This window comes from Tateyamaria algicola (assembly GCF_047715485.1).
Classification (GTDB): Bacteria; Pseudomonadota; Alphaproteobacteria; order Rhodobacterales; family Rhodobacteraceae; genus Tateyamaria.
In genome coordinates, this window is sequence record NZ_CP180422.1 from 3,626,976 (window position 1) to 3,648,602 (window position 21,627).

21 protein-coding genes are annotated in these 21,627 nt (G+C 62.7%); 12 read left to right on the forward strand and 9 right to left on the reverse strand.

Features of this window, described 5'->3' with window-relative positions; translation table 11 throughout:
• Window positions 1-2 precede the first annotated feature (2 nt).
• The 6 genes from ftsA (at window position 3) to ACMHLQ_RS20390 (ending at window position 8,712) form a co-directional block, all read left to right on the forward strand.
• Complete coding sequence (gene ftsA / locus ACMHLQ_RS20365) at window positions 3-1,337, forward strand: cell division protein FtsA (protein WP_415402497.1); 1,335 nt, start codon at window positions 3-5, stop codon at window positions 1,335-1,337.
• A gap of 175 nt (window positions 1,338-1,512) precedes the next feature.
• Entirely contained in the window at window positions 1,513-3,144 is a 1,632-nt protein-coding gene (ftsZ, locus tag ACMHLQ_RS20370; protein WP_415402498.1) for a cell division protein FtsZ, read from the forward strand.
• A 197-nt stretch (window positions 3,145-3,341) separates the two neighbouring features.
• Complete coding sequence (gene lpxC / locus ACMHLQ_RS20375; RefSeq protein ID WP_415402499.1) at window positions 3,342-4,265, forward strand: UDP-3-O-acyl-N-acetylglucosamine deacetylase; 924 nt, start codon at window positions 3,342-3,344, stop codon at window positions 4,263-4,265.
• A 101-nt stretch (window positions 4,266-4,366) separates the two neighbouring features.
• A complete protein-coding gene (locus ACMHLQ_RS20380; protein WP_415402500.1) occupies window positions 4,367-5,233 on the forward strand; it encodes an outer membrane protein assembly factor BamD in 867 nt (288 codons plus the stop codon).
• Between the two features lie 39 nt (window positions 5,234-5,272).
• Window positions 5,273-6,922 (forward strand): DNA repair protein RecN, encoded by a 1,650-nt coding sequence (gene recN, locus ACMHLQ_RS20385; protein ID WP_415402501.1) that lies wholly within the window; start codon window positions 5,273-5,275, stop codon window positions 6,920-6,922.
• 101 nt (window positions 6,923-7,023) lie between these two features.
• Window positions 7,024-8,712, forward strand: a complete 1,689-nt coding sequence (locus ACMHLQ_RS20390) for a chloride channel protein (protein WP_415402502.1) — start codon at window positions 7,024-7,026, stop codon at window positions 8,710-8,712.
• Between the two features lie 57 nt (window positions 8,713-8,769).
• Here ACMHLQ_RS20390 and ACMHLQ_RS20395 read toward each other — a convergent pair whose 3' ends face one another.
• From ACMHLQ_RS20395 to cobS, 5 genes are all read right to left on the reverse strand, one after another.
• Window positions 8,770-9,114 (reverse strand): DUF427 domain-containing protein, encoded by a 345-nt coding sequence (locus ACMHLQ_RS20395; protein ID WP_415402503.1) that lies wholly within the window; start codon window positions 9,112-9,114, stop codon window positions 8,770-8,772.
• A 73-nt stretch (window positions 9,115-9,187) separates the two neighbouring features.
• Window positions 9,188-10,978 (reverse strand): aminopeptidase P family protein, encoded by a 1,791-nt coding sequence (locus tag ACMHLQ_RS20400; protein WP_415402504.1) that lies wholly within the window; start codon window positions 10,976-10,978, stop codon window positions 9,188-9,190.
• A gap of 45 nt (window positions 10,979-11,023) precedes the next feature.
• Window positions 11,024-12,901, reverse strand: a complete 1,878-nt coding sequence (gene cobT, locus ACMHLQ_RS20405) for a cobaltochelatase subunit CobT (protein ID WP_415402505.1) — start codon at window positions 12,899-12,901, stop codon at window positions 11,024-11,026.
• On the reverse strand, window positions 12,898-13,599 hold the full coding sequence (locus tag ACMHLQ_RS20410) for an aspartate/glutamate racemase family protein (RefSeq protein ID WP_415402506.1): 702 nt from the start codon (window positions 13,597-13,599) through the stop codon (window positions 12,898-12,900). The genes cobT and ACMHLQ_RS20410 overlap by 4 nt, the downstream gene beginning before the upstream one ends.
• 14 nt (window positions 13,600-13,613) lie before the next feature.
• On the reverse strand, window positions 13,614-14,600 hold the full coding sequence (cobS, locus tag ACMHLQ_RS20415; protein WP_415405323.1) for a cobaltochelatase subunit CobS: 987 nt from the start codon (window positions 14,598-14,600) through the stop codon (window positions 13,614-13,616).
• A gap of 204 nt (window positions 14,601-14,804) precedes the next feature.
• On the opposite strand from cobS, the gene ACMHLQ_RS20420 reads away from it, so the two are divergent.
• Window positions 14,805-15,272: a hypothetical protein gene (locus ACMHLQ_RS20420; protein ID WP_415402507.1), complete on the forward strand. Its 468-nt coding sequence runs from the start codon at window positions 14,805-14,807 to the stop codon at window positions 15,270-15,272.
• On the opposite strand, the gene ACMHLQ_RS20425 is transcribed toward ACMHLQ_RS20420, so the two are convergent.
• Complete coding sequence (locus ACMHLQ_RS20425; protein ID WP_415402508.1) at window positions 15,265-15,891, reverse strand: J domain-containing protein; 627 nt, start codon at window positions 15,889-15,891, stop codon at window positions 15,265-15,267. The genes ACMHLQ_RS20420 and ACMHLQ_RS20425 overlap by 8 nt on opposite strands.
• A 75-nt stretch (window positions 15,892-15,966) precedes the next feature.
• Between ACMHLQ_RS20425 and ACMHLQ_RS20430 the strand changes: the two genes are divergently transcribed.
• Window positions 15,967-16,224, forward strand: a complete 258-nt coding sequence (locus ACMHLQ_RS20430; RefSeq protein WP_415402509.1) for a BolA family protein — start codon at window positions 15,967-15,969, stop codon at window positions 16,222-16,224.
• On the opposite strand, the gene ACMHLQ_RS20435 is transcribed toward ACMHLQ_RS20430, so the two are convergent.
• Window positions 16,221-16,745, reverse strand: coding sequence for a DUF4177 domain-containing protein (locus ACMHLQ_RS20435; RefSeq protein WP_415402510.1), 525 nt, complete (start codon window positions 16,743-16,745; stop codon window positions 16,221-16,223). The two genes, ACMHLQ_RS20430 and ACMHLQ_RS20435, sit on opposite strands and share 4 nt — an antisense overlap.
• Before the next feature lie 119 nt (window positions 16,746-16,864).
• The gene (locus tag ACMHLQ_RS20440; protein WP_415402511.1) at window positions 16,865-17,338 is read right to left on the reverse strand and encodes a thioesterase family protein; all 474 of its coding nucleotides are present in this window, start codon (window positions 17,336-17,338) and stop codon (window positions 16,865-16,867) included.
• Window positions 17,339-17,537: 199 nt separating this feature from the next.
• Between ACMHLQ_RS20440 and ACMHLQ_RS20445 the strand changes: the two genes are divergently transcribed.
• On the forward strand, window positions 17,538-18,662 hold the full coding sequence (locus ACMHLQ_RS20445; RefSeq protein ID WP_415402512.1) for a class I SAM-dependent methyltransferase: 1,125 nt from the start codon (window positions 17,538-17,540) through the stop codon (window positions 18,660-18,662).
• A gap of 12 nt (window positions 18,663-18,674) precedes the next feature.
• On the opposite strand, the gene gatB is transcribed toward ACMHLQ_RS20445, so the two are convergent.
• A complete protein-coding gene (gene gatB, locus ACMHLQ_RS20450) occupies window positions 18,675-20,198 on the reverse strand; it encodes an Asp-tRNA(Asn)/Glu-tRNA(Gln) amidotransferase subunit GatB (RefSeq protein WP_415402513.1) in 1,524 nt (507 codons plus the stop codon).
• Window positions 20,199-20,316: 118 nt separating this feature from the next.
• Between gatB and ACMHLQ_RS20455 the strand changes: the two genes are divergently transcribed.
• From ACMHLQ_RS20455 to ACMHLQ_RS20465, 3 genes are all read left to right on the forward strand, one after another.
• The gene (locus ACMHLQ_RS20455) at window positions 20,317-20,799 is read left to right on the forward strand and encodes a hypothetical protein (RefSeq protein WP_415402514.1); all 483 of its coding nucleotides are present in this window, start codon (window positions 20,317-20,319) and stop codon (window positions 20,797-20,799) included.
• Window positions 20,800-20,948: 149 nt separating this feature from the next.
• Window positions 20,949-21,230 (forward strand): hypothetical protein, encoded by a 282-nt coding sequence (locus tag ACMHLQ_RS20460; RefSeq protein ID WP_415402515.1) that lies wholly within the window; start codon window positions 20,949-20,951, stop codon window positions 21,228-21,230.
• A 144-nt stretch (window positions 21,231-21,374) separates the two neighbouring features.
• The gene (locus tag ACMHLQ_RS20465; RefSeq protein ID WP_415402516.1) at window positions 21,375-21,623 is read left to right on the forward strand and encodes a hypothetical protein; all 249 of its coding nucleotides are present in this window, start codon (window positions 21,375-21,377) and stop codon (window positions 21,621-21,623) included.
• The last annotated feature ends 4 nt before the right edge of the window (window positions 21,624-21,627 follow it).

The following is a 21,627-nucleotide window of genomic DNA, read 5'->3' on the forward strand; positions in this document are numbered from 1 at the left end:
TGATGACTGACCTTTACGACAACCAACGCAGTATGCGGAACATGCGCAAGATCGCGATGCAGCGGGGTGTCGTCGCCATTCTGGATGTGGGCAGCTCGAAAATCGCCTGCCTTGTGCTGCGCTTTGACGGCACCACCAAGCTGGGAGAGGAGGGCGAGATTGGCTCGCTCGCCGGGCAGTCGGGGTTTCGTGTCATCGGGGCCGCCACCACACGCTCGCGTGGGGTGCGTTTCGGCGAGATCTGCGCGATGCAGGAAACCGAACGGGCCATTCGCACCGCGTTGCAGGCTGCGCAAAAGATGGCCGGTATCCGTGTCGATCACGTGATCGCCTGTTTCTCCGGGGCCGAGCCGCGCAGCTATGGGCTGGACGCGCAGGTCGATCTGGAAGGGCAGGTGGTGTCCGAACAGGATGTCGCCCGGGTGCTGTCGCGCTGCGATGTGCCGGATTATGGCGACAACCGCGAGGTGCTGCACGCACAGCCTGTAAACTTTGCGCTGGATCACCGGTCGGGTCTGTCGGACCCGCGGGGGCAGTTGGGCAATGAACTGGCGGTCGATCTGCATATGCTGACCGTCGATGCCGCTGCCGTGCAGCATCTGGCGCATTGTGTGAAACGCTGTGATCTCGAGCTGGCGGGGATTGCATCCTCGGCCTATGCGTCCGGGATCGCGGCCCTCGTCGAGGACGAGCAGGAGCTGGGTGCGGCTTGCATTGATCTGGGGGGCGGGTCGACCGGCGTGTCGATCTTTATCAAGAAGCACATGATCTATGCCGATGCGGTGCGTATGGGCGGGGATCACGTGACCTCGGACATTTCGATGGGGTTGCAGGTGCCCACAGCCAATGCCGAGCGGATCAAGACATTCTATGGCGGCGTGCATGCCACGGGCATGGATGACCGCGAGATGATCGAGATCGGCGGGGACACGGGCGATTACGAGCACGATCGGCGCACTGCGTCGCGCGCCGAGTTGATCGGCATCATGCGCCCCCGTGTCGAAGAAATCCTGGAAGAAGTACGCGCCCGTTTGGATGCAGCTGGGTTCGACCATCTGCCCAGCCAGCAGATCGTGCTGACCGGCGGCGGCAGCCAGATCCCCGGCCTTGACGGGCTGGCCTCGAAGATTCTGGGCCAGCAGGTGCGTCTGGGGCGCCCCTTGCGCGTGCATGGCCTGCCGCAGGCGGCAACGGGCCCCGGCTTTGCCTCGGCGGTGGGGCTGGCGCTGTTTGCAGCACACCCACAGGACGAATGGTGGGATTTCGACATCCCGCATGATCGCTACCCGGCGCGCTCGCTACGACGCGCTGTCAAATGGTTCCGCGACAACTGGTGATCCCAATATCTGGGGCATCGGCGGATATGCGGTGAAAAATAGCAAGAATTCGCCCATATTTTGCGGTGTTTTTGCGTTTTTTGGGTGACGTTGGGGCCTTTGGACGATAGGATTGACCCGATTTAGGCACAAAAAAACCCGCGAATGCGGCAAACCAGACAGGCGGACCGACCTCATGACCTTGAACCTATCAATGCCCGGAAACGACGAGCTGAAACCACGCATCACCGTCTTTGGCGTTGGTGGCGCAGGTGGCAATGCCGTCAATAATATGATTGAAAAAGAACTGGATGGCGTCGATTTCGTCGTTGCCAACACCGATGCGCAGGCGCTGCAACAGTCCGCCGCCGCCAACCGGGTCCAGCTGGGTATCAAGGTCACCGAAGGCCTTGGCGCGGGTGCCCGCGCCTCTGTCGGCGCTGCCGCGGCCGAAGAATCAATCGAACAGATCGTGGATCACCTTGCTGGCGCGCACATGTGCTTTATCACCGCCGGCATGGGCGGCGGGACCGGTACGGGCGCTGCGCCCATCATCGCCCAAGCCGCCCGCGAATTGGGTGTTCTGACGGTCGGTGTTGTGACCAAGCCCTTCCAGTTCGAAGGTGCCAAGCGGATGAAGCAGGCCGAAGACGGTGTCGACGCCCTGCAAAAGATGGTCGATACGCTGATCATCATCCCCAACCAGAACCTGTTCCGCCTTGCCAACGAAAAGACGACCTTTACCGAGGCGTTCTCGATGGCTGATGACGTGCTGTATCAGGGCGTCAAAGGTGTGACCGACCTGATGGTCCGTCCCGGCCTCATCAACCTCGACTTTGCCGATGTGCGCGCCGTGATGGACGAGATGGGCAAGGCCATGATGGGCACGGGCGAGGCCGATGGCGAAGATCGCGCGATCCAGGCTGCAGAAAAGGCCATCGCCAACCCGCTGCTGGACGAGATTTCGCTGCGCGGTGCCAAGGGTGTGCTGATCAACATCACCGGTGCCCACGACCTGACCCTGTTCGAACTGGACGAGGCGGCCAACCGCATCCGCGAGGAAGTGGACCCGGATGCCAACATTATCGTCGGCTCGACCCTCGACACGGCGATGGAAGGCATGATGCGCGTCAGCGTTGTGGCAACCGGTATCGACGCGACAGACGTGCATTCGGAAATCCCGGTGCCGCGCCGCTCGATGGCAGCGCCGTTGACGCCTGCGGCCACGACCGAGCAACCGGCCCCTGCGCCGCAACCCATGCCCGAACCGGCCCCTGCGCCTGTTGCGGCGGCGGCCGAAGAACCCTCGCTGTTCCAGGACATCGACGCGCAGCAAGCCGCTGCGCAGGACATGGCCGAAGACATCTTTGCCGACGAAACACCGGCAGCGGCACAGGACGATCTGCCGCCCCCGGCATACCAGCCACAGGTCGCAGCGTTCGAGCCGACACCTGAGCCCGAGCTGCCTGCGGCTGAAACCTTTGTCGCGCCACGCGCACCGGCCCCCGGCACACCATCGCCCGAGGCGCTGGCCCGTTTGCGTGCAGCCACGCAAAAGGCCGCACCGGCTGCAGCGCCACAGCCCGCCGCCGAAGCGGGCGCTGGCGGGGCAGGGGAGCGTCCACGTTTTGGCATCAACTCGTTGATCAACCGCATGACCGGCACAGCCGAAGGTGCCCCTGCGGAACGCCCTGCGCGTCAGCAACCTCCGGTTCAGGCCCGCGCGGCCGCACCGGCACCTGCGCCCGCACCGCAACCCACCGAAGCGGTCGACCCCGATCAGGAGCGGATCGAAATTCCGGCCTTCCTGCGGCGCCAGGCGAACTAAATTCTGGTCACAAACAAATTGGAGGGTCGCCAAATGGCGGCCCTTTTTACATTTGAAAACAGTGCCTTGCCAATAGCTGCGCGCGATGCTGCCCAATTGTGTCGGCCATGTTTCAGACGGTTACAAAGATTGAGTTGAGTGTTTCGTGCGCACTCCATAGCTGTTGTCCTGTCACAAAAGCGTCAAAGGTGGGACCAGTGCAAACGACAGTCAAAGGGCCAGTTACATTTACCGGGTGCGGCCTGCACTCCGGCAAGGCTGCGCAATTGACGATCCGCCCGGCCATGGCCGAGCACGGCATCTGGTTCCGTCGCACGGATATCGAAACCGGCGATACGCTGATCCCTGCGCGCTACGATGCGGTGCGTCAGTCCCCCTTGTGTACCACATTGGTCAACACGGCGGGCATTTCTGTCAGCACGGTCGAGCATGTCATGGCCGCGCTGGCCGGGTGCGGCGTTCATAACGCACTGGTCGAAATCGACGGCCCCGAGGTTCCGATCCTTGACGGTTCTGCCGTTCCGTTTGTGCGCGGCATCATGCATCGCGGCCTGCGCCGCCTGCCTGCACGTGTGCGCGCCATCGAAATCCTCAAGCCCGTGACCACGACCCAAGGCGACGCCACCGCGACCCTGGCACCCGCGCAGGTCATGCGCATCGACTTTCACATCGATTTTGCCGATGCCGCCATTGGCCGTCAGTCCAAGTCGCTGAACATGTCCAACGGCAGCTTTGCCCGCGAATTGAGCGATAGCCGCACCTTCTGCCGTCAGGGCGATGTCGAACAGATGCAGGCCAACGGGCTGGCACTGGGCGGTGCGCCGGGCGTGAACGCGGTTGTCTTTGACGGTGACAAGGTGGCCAGCCCCGGTGGTCTGCGCCACGCGGATGAGCCTGTGCGCCACAAGATGCTGGATGCCCTGGGTGATCTCGCCCTCGCCGGTGCGCCCCTGATCGGACACTACACGGGCGTGCGCGCCGGTCACACGCTGACGAACCAGTTGCTGCGCGACGTCTTTGCGACGCCCGGCGCTTACAGGATGGTCACATGCGACTCCGATATGACGGCGCGCCTGCCCGGTGCGGGCCTCGTCTGGGACGAGATTCCGGCCGTTGCCTGAGGCCATGTGAAATCGTCATTTTATCCCCCGTTCTGTTTGTGATAGAGACAGGCAAACAGCCTGAAACAGGCGGTGTTGAGGGTGCTTGGGGGTAGCAAAGCATGATCCGGGGCAAATCCATTTCGCGACTGGCAACAGTCATGACGATGACGGCAGTGTTGGCAGCCTGTGGCGGCAATGGACGGCCGACAACCGGCGGTTTCTTCAACCAGCAGGAAGTCCCGCTTGAGACATTCACCGCCGAACAGATCTTCGGGCGGGGCGAGTTCGAACTGGAAAGCGGCGATCCGACCGAGGCGGCGTTCTATTTTTCGGAAATCGAGCGTCTGTATCCCTATTCCGACTGGGCGCGCCGCGCATTGATCATGCAGGCCTTTTCCCATCACCGGGACAAGGATTACCCCAACAGCCGGTCCGCCGCGCAGCGGTTCATCGACTTTTATCCCGATGATGATGATGCGGCCTATGCGTCCTACCTGTTGGCGCTCAGCTATTATGACCAGATCGACGAAGTGGGCCGGGATCAGGGCCTGACCTTTCAGGCGTTGCAGTCCCTGCGCGAAGTGATCGAGCGCTATCCCGACAGTGAATATGCGAAATCCGCGATCCTGAAATTCGACCTCGCATTTGATCACCTTGCGGGCAAGGAGATGGAGATCGGGCGTTTCTATCTGCGCCGCGACAACTTCGCCGCTGCCATCAACCGTTTCCGCGTTGTGGTCGAGGATTTCCAGACCACCAGCCACACGCCAGAGGCGCTGCACAGGCTGGTCGAATCCTACCTGTCGCTGGGCCTGACGGACGAGGCGCAGACGGCTGGTGCGATCCTCGGCTACAACTTCCAATCGACCGATTGGTACGAGGACAGCTACAAACTGCTGACAGGGCAGGGGCTTGAGCCGCGCCCACGGGGTGACGGCTGGCTGGCACAGATCTATCGCCACATGATCAAGGGCCGTTGGATTTAAACGGGTCGCGGGCGGTGCCCGCTCAACGGACAAACGCTGATGCTGCGCGGGCTTGATATCTCGGACATGCTGATCATCGACCGGTTGGAACTTGCGTTCCAGCCGGGTCTGAACGTTTTGACCGGTGAAACCGGTGCGGGCAAATCCATCCTGCTGGATTCGCTGGGCTTTGTGCTTGGCTGGCGGGGCCGCGCGGAACTGGTGCGCCAGGGCGCGGCACAGGGCGAGGTGACCGCGTGGTTCGATCTGGCCGAGGGGCATGCCGCGCGCGCCGTACTCGAAGAGGCTGGGCTGCCCGTCAGTGACGAGTTGATCCTGCGCCGCGTGAACACGGCGGACGGGCGCAAGACGGCGTGGGTCAATGACAGGCGCTGTTCGGGCGAGGTGCTGCGTGCGCTGAGTGACACGTTGATTGAACTGCACGGCCAGCATGATGATCGTGGACTGCTGAACCCACGTGGGCATCGCGCGATCCTGGATGATTTTGCGGGCGTTGGCCCGGCGCGCGAGCGCACGCGCAGCGCCTGGCGCGATATGGGGCAAGCGCAAAAGGCATTGGCAGCCGCAGAGGCCGCGATGGCCGCCATCCGCGATGAAGAGGAATTTCTGCGCCATGCGGTGGCCGAACTGGATCAACTTTCCCCCGAACCGGGGGAAGAGGCGGCGCTGGATACCAAGCGGCGGATGATGCAGGGCGCCGAGCGCATCCGCGATGACGTGCAACGTGCGCATCAGCTGCTGGGGCATGACGGGGCAGAGGGGGCACTGAGCGATGCGCTGCGCTGGCTTGACGGTGTGGCGGACAAGGCCGAGGGGCAGTTGGACGCGCCCCTGGCTGCATTGGCGCGTGCGATGGTCGAACTGGACGAGGCGGCGGATGGAGTTGTGTCCGCCCTCGACACCCTCACCTTCAACCCGTCAGAGCTGGAAGAGACCGAAGAGCGTCTGTTCGCGATCCGGGCCCTTGCACGCAAACATGATGTGGCCCCGGACGAGTTGGCGGGGTTTGCAGACACGCTGCGCGCCAAACTCGAGGCGCTGGATGCAGGGGATGCGGATTTGGGGCGGTTGCGCAGTGCCCTGAGCCAGGCCGAGGCGACCTATGACACCGCTGCAGACAAGTTGAGCGCGGCGCGGCGCAAGGCGGCCAAGGCGCTCGACACGGCCGTGATGGCCGAGCTTGCCCCGCTCAAGATGGAACGGGCCGTGTTCGCCACACAGATCGAGGCGGGCGAGGCTGGCCCAGAGGGGCGCGATACGGTTGCGTTTTCCGTTGCGACCAATCCCGGCGCGCCTGCGGGTGCGCTGAACAAGATCGCCTCGGGCGGTGAACTCAGCCGGTTCCTGTTGGCGCTGAAAGTGTGCCTGACCCGCGAACAGTCCGGCCTGACCATGATATTCGACGAAATCGACCGTGGTGTGGGCGGGGCAACTGCCGATGCGGTCGGGCGCAGATTGGCGGCGCTGGCCGATGGCGGGCAGGTGCTGGTCGTCACGCACTCGCCCCAGGTGGCGGCCCTTGGGGCGCATCACTGGCGTGTGGAAAAGCAGGTGCGCAAGGGCATGACCACCTCTAATGTCATACCGCTGGGCGCGCCGGACCGGATTGACGAGATCGCGCGCATGCTGGCCGGGGACACCATCACCGATGAAGCACGCGGCGCGGCCCGCGCGCTGCTGAGTGGCTGAGGCCACTTACACGGATTTGCGATGGCTCAGGGCTATCGCTGCGCTGCAACATGGCCTAAGACGGGGCAGCTATTTGCCAATCATGATCCGGTCCGGTTCTCATGTCCGCCCCACACCGCCCCATCATCGCGCACCAGTTTGACCTTGCGGTCAACGCCTGCCGGGATGGGTGGAAAGTGCTGCGCCATCGCGGCCCGAGCCAGGTGCAGTTCTGGTTCATCGCGCTGGCCATCGGAATCGCCGCCGGGTTTGCGGCCCTGTTCTTTCGCAAGGGGATCGAGGCGCTGCAGGCCTGGCTTTATGGCACGGATGACGTGCAGCACCTGCACAGTTTTGTCTCGTCTCTGCCGTGGTACCTGATCCTGGTCATCCCCATCGTGGGTGGCTTGCTGACCGGGCTAATCCTGCACAAGTTCACCCATGACGGCACCGCCCGGTCGGTTGCGGATGTGATCGAAGGGGCGGCCTTGCGCGATGGGCGCGTGGGCACACGGGCCGGTGTGGCCTCGGCCTTTGCCAGTTTCATCACGCTGTCCTCGGGCGGGTCGACGGGCCGGGAGGGGCCGGTGGTGCATATCGCTGCCGTGATCTCGACCAAGGTCTGCCGCTGGATCAAGGCGGATGGCATCACGGGGCGCGATTTGTTGGGCTGCGCGGTGGCTGCGGCTGTTTCTGCCAGTTTCAACGCACCGATCGCCGGGGCGCTGTTCGCGCTGGAGGTCGTGTTGCGCCACTTTGCCGTTCACGCCTTTGCGCCCATCGTGATCGCGAGCGTGGCCGGGACCGTGATCAACCGGCTTGAATTCGGCGGTGTGACGGAATTCATGCTGCCCGAAGAGAATGAGCTGCTGTTCTATCAGGAACTGCCGGCCTTTCTGCTGCTGGGCCTGTTCTGCGGTCTGGTGTCGGTGGTGCTGATGCGCGCAATCTTCTGGACGGACGATGTCGGCAGCGCCTTTCAGGCGCGCACTGGCATGCCACGCTGGTTGCGCCCTGCCGTGGCCGGGGCCTTGCTGGGTGGGATGGCGATCTTTTATCCCCACATCATCGGGGTGGGATATGAAACCACGTCGCTGGCGCTGACCGGGCAGTTGGCGTTGAACGAAGTGCTCGTCTTTGTGGTCATGAAAACAGCCGCTGTGGCGATCACCATGGCGGGGCGTATGGGGGGCGGCGTGTTCTCGCCCTCGCTCATGATCGGGGCACTGTCCGGTCTGGGCTTTGGCCTGGTGGCCACAAGTATTTTCCCGGATGTGTCGGGGTCTGTGACCCTTTATGCGCTGGCGGGCATGGGGGCGGTGGCGGCGGCCGTGTTGGGCGCACCGATTTCAACCACGCTGATCGTGTTCGAGCTGACGGGGGACTGGCAGACGGGTTTGGCGGTGATGGTGGCGGTGTCGATGTCGACGGCGCTGTCCTCGCGCCTCGTGGATCGCAGTTTTTTCCTGACGCAGCTGGAACGAAAGGGCGTGCATCTGGCTGCCGGGCCGCAGGCCTATCTGCTTGCGATGTTCCGGGTCAGCGCGGTCATGCGCAAGCCGGATGATGCGCGTGCGGCGGATGAGGCGCAGTGTTGGGACATGATTGGCGAAGGCATTTATGTGGATGCGGCGGCCACGCTGGAGGTGGCAATGCCGGTCTTTGATCGCACGCAGGTGCGATTCATTCCGGTTGTCACATTGACCGGCGAAAACGCAGCGCCCGAGTTACAGGGCGCGCTGTTTCATGTGGATGCGTTGAAAGCCTACAACCGCGCCCTTGCCGCCACCGCAGCCGAAGAACATAGTTGAGGCCGTCGGGTGCACTGTTTTGCGCTTTGATGCGCAAAAGGCGCCCACCCGCCGACCCTAGATCTGCTCGACCGCAATCGTGTCGCTGACGTAAAAGGCAAGGTGATCCTTGATGCGCGCCACCCCGTCCTTGGGGGTTTCATAGCTCCAGACTGCGTTTTCCAGCGTCTGGCTTTTGGTCACGACAGAGAAGTAGGTGGCATCGCCCTTGTGCGGACAATGCGTTGTCTTGTCCGTGCGGTCCAGAAAGGCCATGGCGATGTCGTCACGCGGGAAATAGACAACCGCGGGATAGCTGCCCTCGCTCAGTTCCAGCGCATTGCTGCTTTCGCCCAGAACGGCACCACCGGCGCGCACGGTCCAGGTGCCGGGTGCTTTGCGGATCGTGATGTGATCGGCCATGGGGGTGCCTCCTTGAAAAGTCTGTACTGTGATGAACGGCATGGGTAACAGATCGGTGACAGCGCCACCAGTGCTAGAGCGGCGCGCAGGCCCCTTGCAACCAGGTCCGCGCTTCATCCGATACGCGGGGGCCGATTTTCTCAAGCGTTTCAGCGTGATAGGCGTTGAGCCAGTCGCGCGACGGTGCATCGAGCATCTCGACCACAATCAGGCGCCGGTCGATGGGCGCAAAGGTGAGCGTGCGCCAGCACAGCATGTCGCGATGCGCATCGCCGCCATCCGGGGCCTCGGCCACTTCGGCCACGATCAGGTTTTCGATGCGGATGCCAAAGGCGCCCTCGCGGTAGTACCCCGGTTCGTTGGACAGGATCATGCCCGCCTGCAACGGCACCGTGCTGGTGCGGGCAAGCCGCTGCGGCCCCTCATGGACAGACAGGTAGGCGCCGACACCATGGCCAAGCCCGTGGTCGAAATCCTGATGCGCATACCACAAGGGGGCCCGCCCGATCGCCTCGATATCGCGGCCTGCCAGTCCGGTGGGCCAGCGCAGGCGTGACATGGCAATCATGCCCATCAGAACCCGCGTAAAGGCGGCGCGCGCCGTGTCGGCCGGTGCGCCAATGGCGATGGTGCGCGTGATGTCGGTGGTGCCGTCGAGGTACTGCCCGCCACTGTCCAGCACGATCAACTGACCGTCCTCCAGCGTGCTATCGGTCTCTTCCGTCACGCGGTAATGCATGATCGCGCCGTTGGGCCCTGTGCCTGCGATGGTCTCGAAACTGATGTCCTGCAGGGCGTTGTCGCGCCGGCGAAAGGTTTCGAGTTGGGTGACGACCTGCGTCTCGCGCAGGCTGCCGGGGGCTTGTGTATCAAGCCAGGCCAGCAGTTCCACGACGGCGGCCCCGTCGCGCAAATGTGCAGCGGCGGTGCCTGCGATTTCGGCCGCGTTCTTGCACGCTTTGGGCAGGGCGCAGGGGTCGTCACCCCATTGCACGCGGTCCCCAATCGTATCGGCTGCGATGACAGGGGCGGTGGTTTTTTCGAGGCGCACAGGCCCGTCAAGGTCCTGCAACCGGTCCAGAAACGCTGCGGGTGGATGACAGGTCACCTCCGCGCCGAGGTGGTCGCGCACCTCGCTCAACTTGGCCGCGTCCATGAACAGGTCCACCGCGCCCGAGGCGTGGAGGATGGCAAAGCCCTGGGCGATGGGATTGCGCGGGATGTCCGCGCCGCGGATGTTCAACAGCCAGCAGAGCGAATCCGGTAAGGTGATGACGGCGCTTTTGGCCCCTGCATCGGCGAGATCCTTGCCCAGACGTGCGCGTTTGTCCGCGTGGCTTTCCCCTGCAAATTCAAGCGGATGTATCTTGGCCAAGGCGGCGGCGGGGGCGGGCTGATCCTCCCAGATGCGATCCACAAGGTTTTGGCATTGGACAAGCGCCACACCGGTTCCGATCAAATCCTTTTCGGCTTGTGCGATCTGCCCGGGGGTGTGGAGCCAGGGATCAAAGCCAACGCGCCCGCCCTTTGGCAACTGCTCTTTCAACCACGCGGCCAGTGACACTTCGGGCCAGGGTACGGGCGTGTAGACATCGGCCACTTGCGCTTTCACTTGCGTGCGATAACGCCCGTCGATGAACACGCCAGCCACATCGCGCAACACGGCGCAAAACCCGGCAGAGCCGGTGAAACCCGTCAACCACGCCAAACGCTCATCCCGAGCCGAAACATATTCACCCTGATGCGCATCCGCGCGGGGCACCAGAAACCCGTCCAGACCAGCGGCGTCGATCTGTGCGCGCAACGCGTCCAAACGCGGCGGACCCTGCTCGGGGCGCGCGGTGACCTCGAAACTCTGGAACATGGCCGTCCCCTTCTCTGTTCTAAAAATCCCCCCGGAGGGTCGATATCAACTTGCGCGCTTCATGCCCATGACGCGCGCCCGTGCCCGTGGATCACTGTCAAACAGCGCGGCCAGTTGTTCGGTCATCGCACCGGCCAGTTGTTCCACATCCGTGATGGTCACGGCGCGGTCATAATAGCGGGTCACGTCATGCCCGATGCCGATGGCCAGCAGTTCGACCACTTTCTTGCGCTCGACCATGGCGATCACGTCGCGCAGGTGTTTTTCCAGGTAATTCGCGGGGTTAACGGACAAAGTTGAATCGTCCACCGGCGCGCCATCGGAAATCACCATCAGGATCTTGCGCGCCTCGGGGCGGGCGACCATGCGGCGATGCGCCCATTCGAGCGCTTCGCCGTCGATGTTTTCCTTGAGCAACCCTTCCTTCATCATCAGGCCCAGATTGGGGCGGGTGCGCCGCCAGGGTGCGTCGGCGGACTTGTAGATGATGTGGCGCAGATCATTGAGACGCCCGGGCTGGGTCGGGCGGCCATCGTTCAGCCACGCTTCGCGCGCCAATCCGCCTTTCCACGCGCGCGTGGTAAAGCCGAGGATTTCGACCTTCACATTGCAGCGCTCGAGCGTGCGGGCCAGAACGTCCGCACAGATGGCGGCGATGGAAATCGGGCGGCCACGCATGGAGCCTGAGTTGTCGAGCAACAGCGTCACGCAGGTGTCGCGGAACTCGGTATCCTTCTCGACCTTGAAGGACAGGGGCGTTGTGGGGTTCGCGACGATCCGCGCGAGACGGCCGGCGTCGAGCGTGCCTTCCTCCAGATCGAACTCCCAACTGCGGTTCTGCTGGGCCTGCAGGCGGCGCTGCAACTTGTTGGCGAGGCGGCTGACCGCGCCTTTCAACGGTTCCAGCTGCTGATCAAGATAGGCGCGCAAACGCTCCAGCTCGACCGGCTCGGCGAGGTCCTCGGCGGAAATCTCTTCATCATGGGTGTCGAGGTAGACTTTGTAGTCGGGATCGGCCTCGGACACGGGCTGGGGGGCAGGGGGTTCGAGCGGGGCCTCGCCATCGGGCATCTCGGCCTCTTCGCCCAGTTCCTGATCGGCCATGTCATCCATGGAGACCTGCGCCTGGCTCGCATCCTGTTGCTCTTCCTGCGAGGATTCGGGGCTGCCTTCGGCTTCTTCGTCGTCCTGATCGTCCTGTCCGGTGCTGTCGGGCTCTTGGTCCTCTTCCTGGCCTTCTTCGGCCTGGTCTTCCTGATCCTCGTCGATCTGATCGGGGTCTTCGCCCAACTGGTCGCCGTAGCCCAAATCGGTGATCACCTGCCGGGCAAACCGGGCAAAGGCGGCCTGATCGTCCAGAATGTCGTCGATGTTGTCGAGCGTGCCGCCCGCCTGATCCTCGATGAACCCGCGCCACAGCTCCATCGCGTTCTGCGCGCCGCCAGGCAAGTCACGGCCCGTGGCGAGGTGGCGTACGAGGTAACCTGCCGCCGCGGCGAGGGGGACGTCGCTGGCCTGTTTGCACTGATCATAGCCGCGGCGCATGGCGTCATGGTTGATCTTGGCGTCGATGTTTCCGGCCGTGCCCGGCATGTCGCGCGCGCCCATGGCCTCGCAGCGCGCCGTTTCCATCGCCTCGTACAGGTCGCGGGCCATTTCGCCCTGGGGCGTATAGCGCGCATGCGTCTGACCGTTGTGATAGCGCCGGTGCAGGGCCAGCGCATCAGCGGTGCCGCGTGCCAGCAACACCTCGTCCCGCGTCATGCGGCGGCTGACCTGGGGTAGACGCATGGAGTCGCCTGACACCCCGGCAGGATCGACCGAATAGCTGACGTTCAACTCGGGATCATGCGCGATGACCTTGGTCGCCTCGGCGAGGGCCTTTTTGAATGCGTCTGCGGGATTGTCGTTTTGAGTGCTCATGCAGTACCGCCTACGGAATGGTCGGACAGGGTGGCGCGCCCGGTTGCAAGGTCAACCAGCACGGCCACATGAATATCAAGCGCGTCGATGACTTCATAGCCCACGTCGCGCCCGTCAAAGGCAAGGTTCAGATCGGTCCCGGCCAGCACAACGGCTTGTGCGCCCGCCTCGATCAGGGTGCGGCCTTTTGCGATGAAGTAATCGCGCTGTGCATCCGTACACGTGCCCGCCAGCGCCATGTCGGTATATGCGGTTCCAACATCATCGATGTCGTGCGGTGCAATGGCTTTGGTCTGTTCAAGCTGGCCATAAAGCTGCGTGCGCATCACGACACCCGTGCCAAGAAGGCCCACCGTCCCAAACCCTTGCGCGGCGAAGAACGCATCCAAGGGGCTTACGGCGCTGACCAATGGCAAGGCGGACAGGGCGACAGTTTCGTCAAAGCAGAAATGCCCACCCAGCGAGGTGATGGCAGCGCAGTCAGCGCCCGCCGCTTTCAGGCGGTCGATGAGGTCCGCATAAATCTGCGCCTGCGCCGTCCGGTCACCGGCCAAGTTGTTGGCGAGCAGGGTCGACGCCTCTGTGTTGACGATGGTCAACTCCAGCGGCGCAGCCAGCGCCCGCATCGCGTCGGTCAAACGCTGGTAGTACGAGATGGTCGCCGCAGGACCGATACCTCCGATCAGGCCGATATGCATCGTGCCTCCATGCCTTAACCCAGGCTCACACTCGCCGCGCTTTCGGGCAGTTCCTCGTCAAACAGGCGCTGGTAGAACTCGGCGACTGTCTGGCGCTCTAGCTCGTCGCACTTGTTCAGGAAGGACAGGCGGAAGGCGTAGCCGACATTGCGGAAAATCTCGGCATTCTGTGCCCATGCGATAACTGTCCGCGGCGACATGACGGTGCTGAGGTCGCCGTTCATGAAGGCCGTGCGCGTCAGGTCTGCAACGGTCACCATCTGTTTGACGGTCTTGCGCCCCTCGGCGGTGTTGTAGTGCGGGTTTTTTGACAGAACGATGGCCGTTTCGGCATCGATGCTGAGGTAGTTGAGCGTCGCCACGAGGCTCCAACGGTCCATCTGACCTTGGTTGATCTGCTGGGTGCCGTGGTAGAGGCCGGTGGTGTCGCCGAGGCCAACCGTGTTGGCGGTCGCAAAGATGCGGAAATAGGGATGCGGTTCGATCACCTGGTTCTGGTCCAGCAGGGTCAGCTTGCCGTCGACTTCCAGCACGCGCTGGATCACGAACATCACGTCGGCGCGCCCCGCATCGTATTCGTCGAACACGATGGCGGTCGGGTTGCGCAAGGCCCAGGGCAGGATACCTTCTTGGAAATCAGTGACTTGCTTGCCGTCCTTCAACTTGATCGCGTCCTTGCCGATCAGGTCGATCCGGGAGATGTGACTGTCGAGGTTGACGCGTACGGCAGGCCAATTGAGGCGCGACGCCACCTGTTCGATGTGGGTCGATTTGCCCGTGCCGTGATAGCCTTGGATCATCACACGGCGGTTGTGGGAAAACCCTGCTAGGATCGCCAGCGTGGTGTCGGGATCGAACTTGTAGGTGCTGTCGAGTTCGGGAACGCGATCCGTGCGGTCGGCAAAGCCCTTGACCACCATGTCCGTATCAATGCCGAAGACTTCGCGCACCGAAATCTCTTCGCTGGGTTTTGCATTGATATCCATCGCGCCGTCGGCCATCTCGACTTTCCCTTCAAAAGCGTAAAGCGCGCCACGAATGGGCGCGCTGATCGTGGTGCAACATAAAGCGGTGAAGGGCAAGGGGAAGGGGAAAGACCACATTCAAAAATGCACGATACGTCCGCTGTTTCTGCGCAAGCGGCACGCGTTATCTGCACAATTCCAAAGGCATCATGGTGCATCGGTCCAGTTCTAGGAAATGCTATGCCAAAAATCATGATGTCCCGCCTGCGCGCCCAAGCCGCAGGCTCGACCGCCCTTGCCGGGTGCCTTGTCGCAGTGATGATGCAGGTCGCGGGGGGCGATCTGGCGCGTCACTTGCCGCCCGCGCCCTTGTTTCAGATCAGTGCCGGATTTGGTGCCGGTGCCGCGGGTGCGTTGCTGGCAGGCGGTTTCGGGCACGGGCGATGGCGTGGCCACCTGCTTGGCGCGCTGTCAGCCGTGCTGGCCACGGTGATCGGGGCAAGCCTGGGTGCCATAATCGCGATGGGCGTCGCTGCGCGCGCGGTGCAGCCACGCGTCATGTTCGATGTTTTGGAAATCGCGCCTGCTCTGGGCCTGATGGCCATCGCAGACGGGGTCGTGACGAGTGTGCCCGTGGCAATCACCTGGGCGTTGTCGCTGGCGGCGGTGCATCTGCTCATGCATCAACGCCGCCAGGCAACTATTTGAAGTTGCGGCTGTCCTTGATCTGGTCCCAGGCCCACACGACTTCTTGCAACTGCTCTTCCTGGCTGCGGTCACCGCCGTTCATGTCTGGGTGCAGCACCTTGATCAGCGCCTTGTAGGCCTTGCGCACATCCGCCTTTGTCGCGTCTGCCTTGGCATCCAGAATCTCGATGGCGCGCTTTTCGGTGGGGGGCAGTTTGCGTGCGGCGGCATTTCCGCCCCGGCCCGGGTTCTGGGTCGCGTTCTTGCCCAGCACCTGGTGGGGGTCCTCGATGCCCAGCCGGGCCCAGGCGCGGGCCTCGGGGTCGGTCATGGGCTTGGTCGCCCGCTCCCACACCTTGTCCTTGGACTGTTGCGCGTTGATCTCGGCCTCGGTCGTGCCGTCAAAGAAGTTCCACTTGAGGTTATACTCGCGCACGTGCTGCTGGCAGAACCAGAAAAAGTCATCCAGAACGTCCGGTGCCTTGGGCGCGCGGAATTTGCCCGCTTCGTTGCAGCCTTCGTGGTCGCAGACCCGTGTCGAGGTCTCGGATGCGCCCGACATCCCCCGACGCCCACGCGGATTTTTCTTTTTGGCCGACGATACGGACATATCAAAACCAAAGGGATCAGATTTGCGCATGGGAACAGTCCTTTTCGACTCGAGGAGACAAGTTTAAACTTCCCAGATCAGGATTGAAGGGGGTCAGAGAAAAAAATGTCAGTCAGGCAGGAAATCGAGGACAAATTGCGCAGCGCCTTTGACGTGCGCGAGATCGTCGTGGTGGATGACAGTGCCAGCCATGCAGGTCATGCAGGTGCCCCGGCTGCGGGGGAAAGCCACTTTAATATCATGCTGCGCAGCGCTGATTTTTCAGGAAAAAATCGCATATCGCGCCATCGCGCCGTTCACGCCGCACTGGGCCAGCCCCTGATCAGCCGTATCCACGCGCTGGCGCTTGACCTTGACGTCTAGGCGCCCGTTTCGTCGGCGTCTTTTTTGCTGCGCTGGCTTGCGAGGCTTTTGAGCGAGGCAGTCATGCCCGCCACTTCGCTGGTTTCCTCGACACCGTTGTCGGGCAGCATTTCCGTGGCACCTTTGCCGGGCTCGAAAACCGCGTCGCTGCCATCGTCCTCGACAGTGGTTTCGGCTGCGATATCGCCTGCGTCTTCGACGGGCGCGTCATCCTGCACGGGTGTCTCATCCACCGTGGTTTCGATTGGGGGCGGCAGCAGTTCGGGTTCGAAATCATCGATCGGATCGACGAGCGCCCGGCGGAACACCATGACATTGCGCCACTCGGTTGTGCTGCCTGTCAGCCCGCTGCGTTCGACCGAGGGCAGAGTTTCCGCGCGTTGAAATTCCCAACCCTCTGCGCCCATGTCATTCATCAATGTCTCGAGCGCGTTGGCAAAGCGACCCTCGGGGCTCTTGATGCCCTTGCCTTTGACGCCCTTCGTGGGGGCAGGTACGACTTTGTATTCCCAACCGGACATGGCAGGCCCTCTTTGCTGACTGTCGCTGGCGTATATCCGCCCCGCGTGGCGGTGAAAAGGGTGATGAAACAGGGCGTCAGCCTGCCTGCACCCGCAACGCGCCAAACCTTTGGCGACGCCTAACGCCGTTTGATCCCGATACTAGCGCCAACACGTTTGGGCCGGGGCAGGCTGGCATGGGCGTCCGCAAGGGCGCTGACCTTGGCAAACACGTCGTCGGGCATGGGCGCCACACGCGGCCCGGACTGATCCACATGCAGCGTCATCGCCTCACCCGTTGCGGCCAGCCAACCGTCCTGATGCCAGATCTCCTGGTAGGAGTGGAACCGCTTGGCATCGAAGTCGACCAGTTGAAACGTGACTGTGACAGGGTCGTTCACATGCAATTCACGCACGTAGCTGAGGTGAAATTCGGCTGTGTAGGTCGTGTTGCCGGTGGCTGCGTGATAGGCCGGTCCGAACCCCATCTGTTCGTAGATTTCGTCGGCGCACAGATCGAACAGCACGTTGTAATAGGCCATGTTCAGATGGCCGTTATAGTCGATCCAGTCCGGTTTGACGGTCATCACGGAGGAACGGAAGGGGGCGGTCACGGGCGTCTCCTGTCTTTGTCTGGTGCAAGGCTAGGGCAGGGGGGCCAGTGGAAAGCGTCTTGCCAGACTTGAACGCAGGCCGACACTCTACATATCAGTCCGGCACGGGAGGGCGCAGACCATAACCGACAAAGACGTTCAGGCCCAATACGAAGCCTTTCCCTATCCTGCGCGCAAACCCACGGATGAGCGCAAGCGCATGGTCACCGGATCGCCGTCACGCCCGGTCGAGATGGATCACTGGCTGTGGGGTGGAGCGCGCGACTGGTCAAAGCCCTTGCGCGCCCTTGTTGCGGGGGGCGGCACCGGTGATGGGTTGATCCAGTTGGCACAATTGCTGAGCGATGCCGGGCGTCCCTACCAGATCACCTATGTCGACGTCTCCGCCGCAGCCCGCCGCATTGCCGAAAAGCGTGCCGCGGTGCGCAAGCTGTCGGGGATCACCTTTGTCACGGGCGATCTGTTCCATGCGGGATCGCATGGCCCGTTTGACTACATCGATTGCTGCGGGGTGCTGCATCATCTCGATGATCCGCAGGCGGGGCTGAACGCGCTGGCAGGCTTCCTCGCCCCGGATGGCGGTATGGGGCTGATGGTCTATGCCCCTTTGGGTCGTGCGGGTGTCTATCCGTTGCAATCGGCGTTCCGCACGCTGTGTGACGGGATGGAGCCGCGCCAAAGGCTGAAACGCGCCAGGGCCATCTTGCGCGCGGTGCCCGATGCGCACCCGTTCAAACGCAATGCGCGGCTTGTGGATCACGAACAGGGGGATGCCGCGTTTTTCGACCTGTTGCTGCACAGCCGGGACAAGCCGATGCGCATCACGGACCTCATGGAGGGGCTGGAGATTGCCGGGCTCGCCTATGCGGGCAGCCCCGAGCCGATGCTGTATGATCCCGCACCCTTGCTGCCGGGCGCGGTGCCGGAGCATCTGGGCCAGGTAGAGGTCATGCAGCTGGCCGAAGACTTGCGCGGCACGTTCAAAGCGCATGTGGTCTATGCCAGGCTGAACGGGCAGGTCGTGGCGCCGCCCAAGGGCCGCCGTGATGCCGTGCCGCATCTGCATGGTGTGGGTGCCGCGCCCCTTGCCGCCCATATCGCCAAAACGGGTCAGCTGATCGTGGATTTGGCGGGAGAGGCCTTTACCCTGGACCTGCCCAGCGATGCATCGGGCCTGATCGCGGCCATAGATGGGCGGCGATCACTGGCAGACATTCAGGCCGCGGCTGGGCAGGACACAGAGGCGTTCAACGCCCATTGGACCCCTGTCGAGGATGCGCTGTGCGGTGCAGGCATGATGCACTATTCGCGACTGATGGCGTAGCCCCAGCCGCGATCACCCGTTCAGTTTCTTGGCCACAATCTCGTTCACGGCCTTGGGGTTGGCCTTGCCGCCCGTTGCCTTCATCACCTGACCGACGAACCAGCCGGCGAGCTTTGGATTCTCGCGCGCGTTTTCGACCTGGGCGGGGTTGGCGGCAATGATCTCGTCCACGGCCGCTTCGATCGCGCCCGTGTCGGTCACCTGTTTCATGCCTTTGGCTTCGACGATCTCAGCCGGATCGCCACCGTCGGTATAGACGATCTCGAACAGGTCCTTGGCGATCTTGCCCGAGATGTCGCCCTTGGCGATCAGGTCCACGATGCCGCCGAGTTGCGCAGGCGAGACGGGGCTGTCGGTGATGTCAGCGTCGTCCTTTTTCAGACGGCCAAACAGCTCGTTGATGACCCAGTTGGCGGCCTGCTTGCCATCACGGCCTGCCGCCACCTCTTCAAAGTAAGCGGCGGTGTCGACCTCGGCCGTCAGGACAGAGGCGTCGTAGTCAGTCAGCCCAAACGCCTCCATGAACCGCGCCTTCTTGGCGTCGGGCAGTTCGGGCAGGGAGGCCTCGATGTCATCCACCCACGCCTGCTCGATCTCCAATGGCAGGAGGTCGGGATCGGGGAAATAGCGATAATCATGCGCCTCTTCCTTGGAGCGCATCGACCGCGTTTCGCCCTTGTCGGGATCATAGAGGCGGGTTTCCTGATCGACCTCACCGCCACCTTCGACGATGGCGATCTGGCGGCGGGCCTCGACCTCGATGGCCTGCTGGATAAAGCGCATGGAGTTCATGTTCTTGATCTCGCAGCGGGTGCCGAGGTGGGAGAAATCCTGTGTTTCCTGATACTTCTCGTATTGACCGGGCAGGCAGATCGACACGTTCACATCTGCGCGCAGGTTGCCGTTCTGCATGTTGCCGTCGCAGGTGCCGAGATAGCGCAGGATTTGGCGCAGCTTGGTGATATAGGCCGCCGCCTCTTCGGGGCCGCGAATGTCGGGGCGGCTCACGATCTCCATCAGCGCCACGCCGGTGCGGTTCAGATCGACAAAGGACATGTTCGGATCCATGTCGTGGATCGACTTGCCCGCGTCCTGCTCCATGTGGATGCGCTCGATCCGCACGAGGCGCTTCTTGCCCAGATCGGGCCCGGGGCCCATTTCGACCAGCACTTCACCCTCGCCCACGATGGGGTGGTACAGCTGGGAAATCTGGTAGCCTTGGGGCAGGTCGGGGTAGAAATAGTTCTTGCGGTCAAAGGCCGAGGTCAGGTTGATCGCGGCCTTGAGGCCCAGCCCGGTGCGAACGGCCTGTTCCACGCAGTATTCGTTGATGACGGGCAGCATGCCGGGCATGGCCGCGTCCACGAAGGCCACGTTGGAATTGGGTTCGTTCCCGAACTGGGTCGAGGCCCCGGAAAACAGCTTGGCGTTGGAGGAAATCTGCGCGTGGACTTCCATCCCGATGACCAGTTCCCAGTCATGTTTCGCCCCGGCGATGGTTTTCACGGTTGGGGTCTCGTAAGTCAGGTCCAGCATGGGTGTTTCCCGTTGATAACAGCGCATCTGCGGGAATAGATCAGGCCACCATGCGCCGCAAGGGGGCGCGACGATTGCACCCCTTGGGGTTGACGCGATTTGTGGCACTGTCGCGACCATGAAGATTGACCAGACAGATGTGCCGCCCGGCACCCTGATCGCCGAATATGCGGCGCGCGCAGGCCACTACGCCGATTGTTTCGAGGCGCCCTGCGCGCATGATGCACGCTTGGCGGATTACATCGCCGCGTTCTACACGCAGCCCCTGTTTCGCGCCGAACGCCTTGTGTTGCGGGTGCTGGCGCGTGCGCCGTCGACGGATGCAGATGTCGCTGCCCTTGCGGCGGATGAGGCAACGCAGTTTGCAGTGTGGCGGGTCGAGGGGCGCACGCCGTCCGAACTGCTGATGGCCGACAAGGGCGGGCGTACCATGTCGTGGTTGGCCCTTGGCGCGGGCGTGGCACGCTTTGGCTCTGTCGTGGTGCCGGTGCCGGGGCGTGGCGGCAAGCCAACGCTGGGGCCTGTGTTCCAGAGCCTCCTTGGTGCGCACAAGGTCTATTCACGCGCTTTGCTGGCAGGGGCCGTGCGGCGATTACCATGACGGGCCCTGAGCATTTGAGGTATCTGTAAGGATACACGTATAGCGCGGGTGCAATTCCCTGCGTTGCCTTGTCGTTTTGTGAAAAGTGACATGCAGGACGCTGAAAGTATGTCATTTTCTGAATTTTCGTTACGCGCCAAGATGCAGCGATGAAGGACGAATTCGATGGTGTGCTGCTGTACCAGAAGTCCGGTTTCGAACCCAAGAACCCGACGCCCAACACGGTCGCCTTTCGCCGGTTCATCAAGGCCGCACCGGTCATTCTGCCGGACGGGCATATCGCGGTGTTCCTGACCAATGGAGATCTGCAGACATCCGGGTTCCTGACCAAGCGTCTACACCGCTTTGAGGGGGAAAAAGTTCCTGGACAAGTTCGAATTCCACAAGGTGGATGTTCTGATGCGCCACACAGGCAAGGCGGCGTTGAGTGATACCAAGGTCATGGGCGCCCCCTGGCCGCTGCACAGTCACCCGTTCTGTTCAGCCCGGAAAACGGGCGGCTGGTCGCCGTTGGCACCACCTCGGTCGAGGAGTGGGACAATGTCGATTTCGGCCAACACTGCCTTTACACGCTCGTGCCGATCCCGTTTTCGGCAGCGCGCGGCATCAGTGACTGGAAATGCTTTGCCTCGACCACCGGCACCGGCAATCTGCAAATGCAGCTTGCGACCCTGCACGAAGAGTTGCGCAACATGCCGGCCTTGAGTCTCGACAGCGATCTGTGGGACGGCATTCGGTGGAGCGACAACATCTACTCCACCCGCATGATCAAGCCGTCCTATGTGGGTCTGTCAGAGGACCCGCGAAACGTATTCACCAGCTAGTGGC

What these genes read in the sequence shown, in the direction of transcription:
- cobT (WP_415402505.1), bottom strand. Translation starts at nt 12,901, where the DNA reads ATGAGCACTCAAAACGACAATCCCGCAGACGCATTCAAAAAGGCCCTC.
- ftsZ (WP_415402498.1), top strand. Translation starts at nt 1,513, where the DNA reads ATGACCTTGAACCTATCAATGCCCGGAAACGACGAGCTGAAACCACGC.
- ACMHLQ_RS20455 (WP_415402514.1), top strand. Translation starts at nt 20,317, where the DNA reads ATGAAGATTGACCAGACAGATGTGCCGCCCGGCACCCTGATCGCCGAA.
- ftsA (WP_415402497.1), top strand. Translation starts at nt 3, where the DNA reads ATGACTGACCTTTACGACAACCAACGCAGTATGCGGAACATGCGCAAG.
- ACMHLQ_RS20445 (WP_415402512.1), top strand. Translation starts at nt 17,538, where the DNA reads ATGGTCACCGGATCGCCGTCACGCCCGGTCGAGATGGATCACTGGCTG.
- ACMHLQ_RS20435 (WP_415402510.1), bottom strand. Translation starts at nt 16,745, where the DNA reads ATGTCCGGTTGGGAATACAAAGTCGTACCTGCCCCCACGAAGGGCGTC.
- recN (WP_415402501.1), top strand. Translation starts at nt 5,273, where the DNA reads ATGCTGCGCGGGCTTGATATCTCGGACATGCTGATCATCGACCGGTTG.
- ACMHLQ_RS20390 (WP_415402502.1), top strand. Translation starts at nt 7,024, where the DNA reads ATGTCCGCCCCACACCGCCCCATCATCGCGCACCAGTTTGACCTTGCG.
- ACMHLQ_RS20460 (WP_415402515.1), top strand. Translation starts at nt 20,949, where the DNA reads ATGAAGGACGAATTCGATGGTGTGCTGCTGTACCAGAAGTCCGGTTTC.
- ACMHLQ_RS20410 (WP_415402506.1), bottom strand. Translation starts at nt 13,599, where the DNA reads ATGCATATCGGCCTGATCGGAGGTATCGGTCCTGCGGCGACCATCTCG.
- ACMHLQ_RS20430 (WP_415402509.1), top strand. Translation starts at nt 15,967, where the DNA reads ATGTCAGTCAGGCAGGAAATCGAGGACAAATTGCGCAGCGCCTTTGAC.
- gatB (WP_415402513.1), bottom strand. Translation starts at nt 20,198, where the DNA reads ATGCTGGACCTGACTTACGAGACCCCAACCGTGAAAACCATCGCCGGG.
- ACMHLQ_RS20420 (WP_415402507.1), top strand. Translation starts at nt 14,805, where the DNA reads ATGCCAAAAATCATGATGTCCCGCCTGCGCGCCCAAGCCGCAGGCTCG.
- ACMHLQ_RS20400 (WP_415402504.1), bottom strand. Translation starts at nt 10,978, where the DNA reads ATGTTCCAGAGTTTCGAGGTCACCGCGCGCCCCGAGCAGGGTCCGCCG.
- cobS (WP_415405323.1), bottom strand. Translation starts at nt 14,600, where the DNA reads ATGGCCGACGGCGCGATGGATATCAATGCAAAACCCAGCGAAGAGATT.
- ACMHLQ_RS20425 (WP_415402508.1), bottom strand. Translation starts at nt 15,891, where the DNA reads ATGCGCAAATCTGATCCCTTTGGTTTTGATATGTCCGTATCGTCGGCC.
- ACMHLQ_RS20380 (WP_415402500.1), top strand. Translation starts at nt 4,367, where the DNA reads ATGATCCGGGGCAAATCCATTTCGCGACTGGCAACAGTCATGACGATG.
- ACMHLQ_RS20395 (WP_415402503.1), bottom strand. Translation starts at nt 9,114, where the DNA reads ATGGCCGATCACATCACGATCCGCAAAGCACCCGGCACCTGGACCGTG.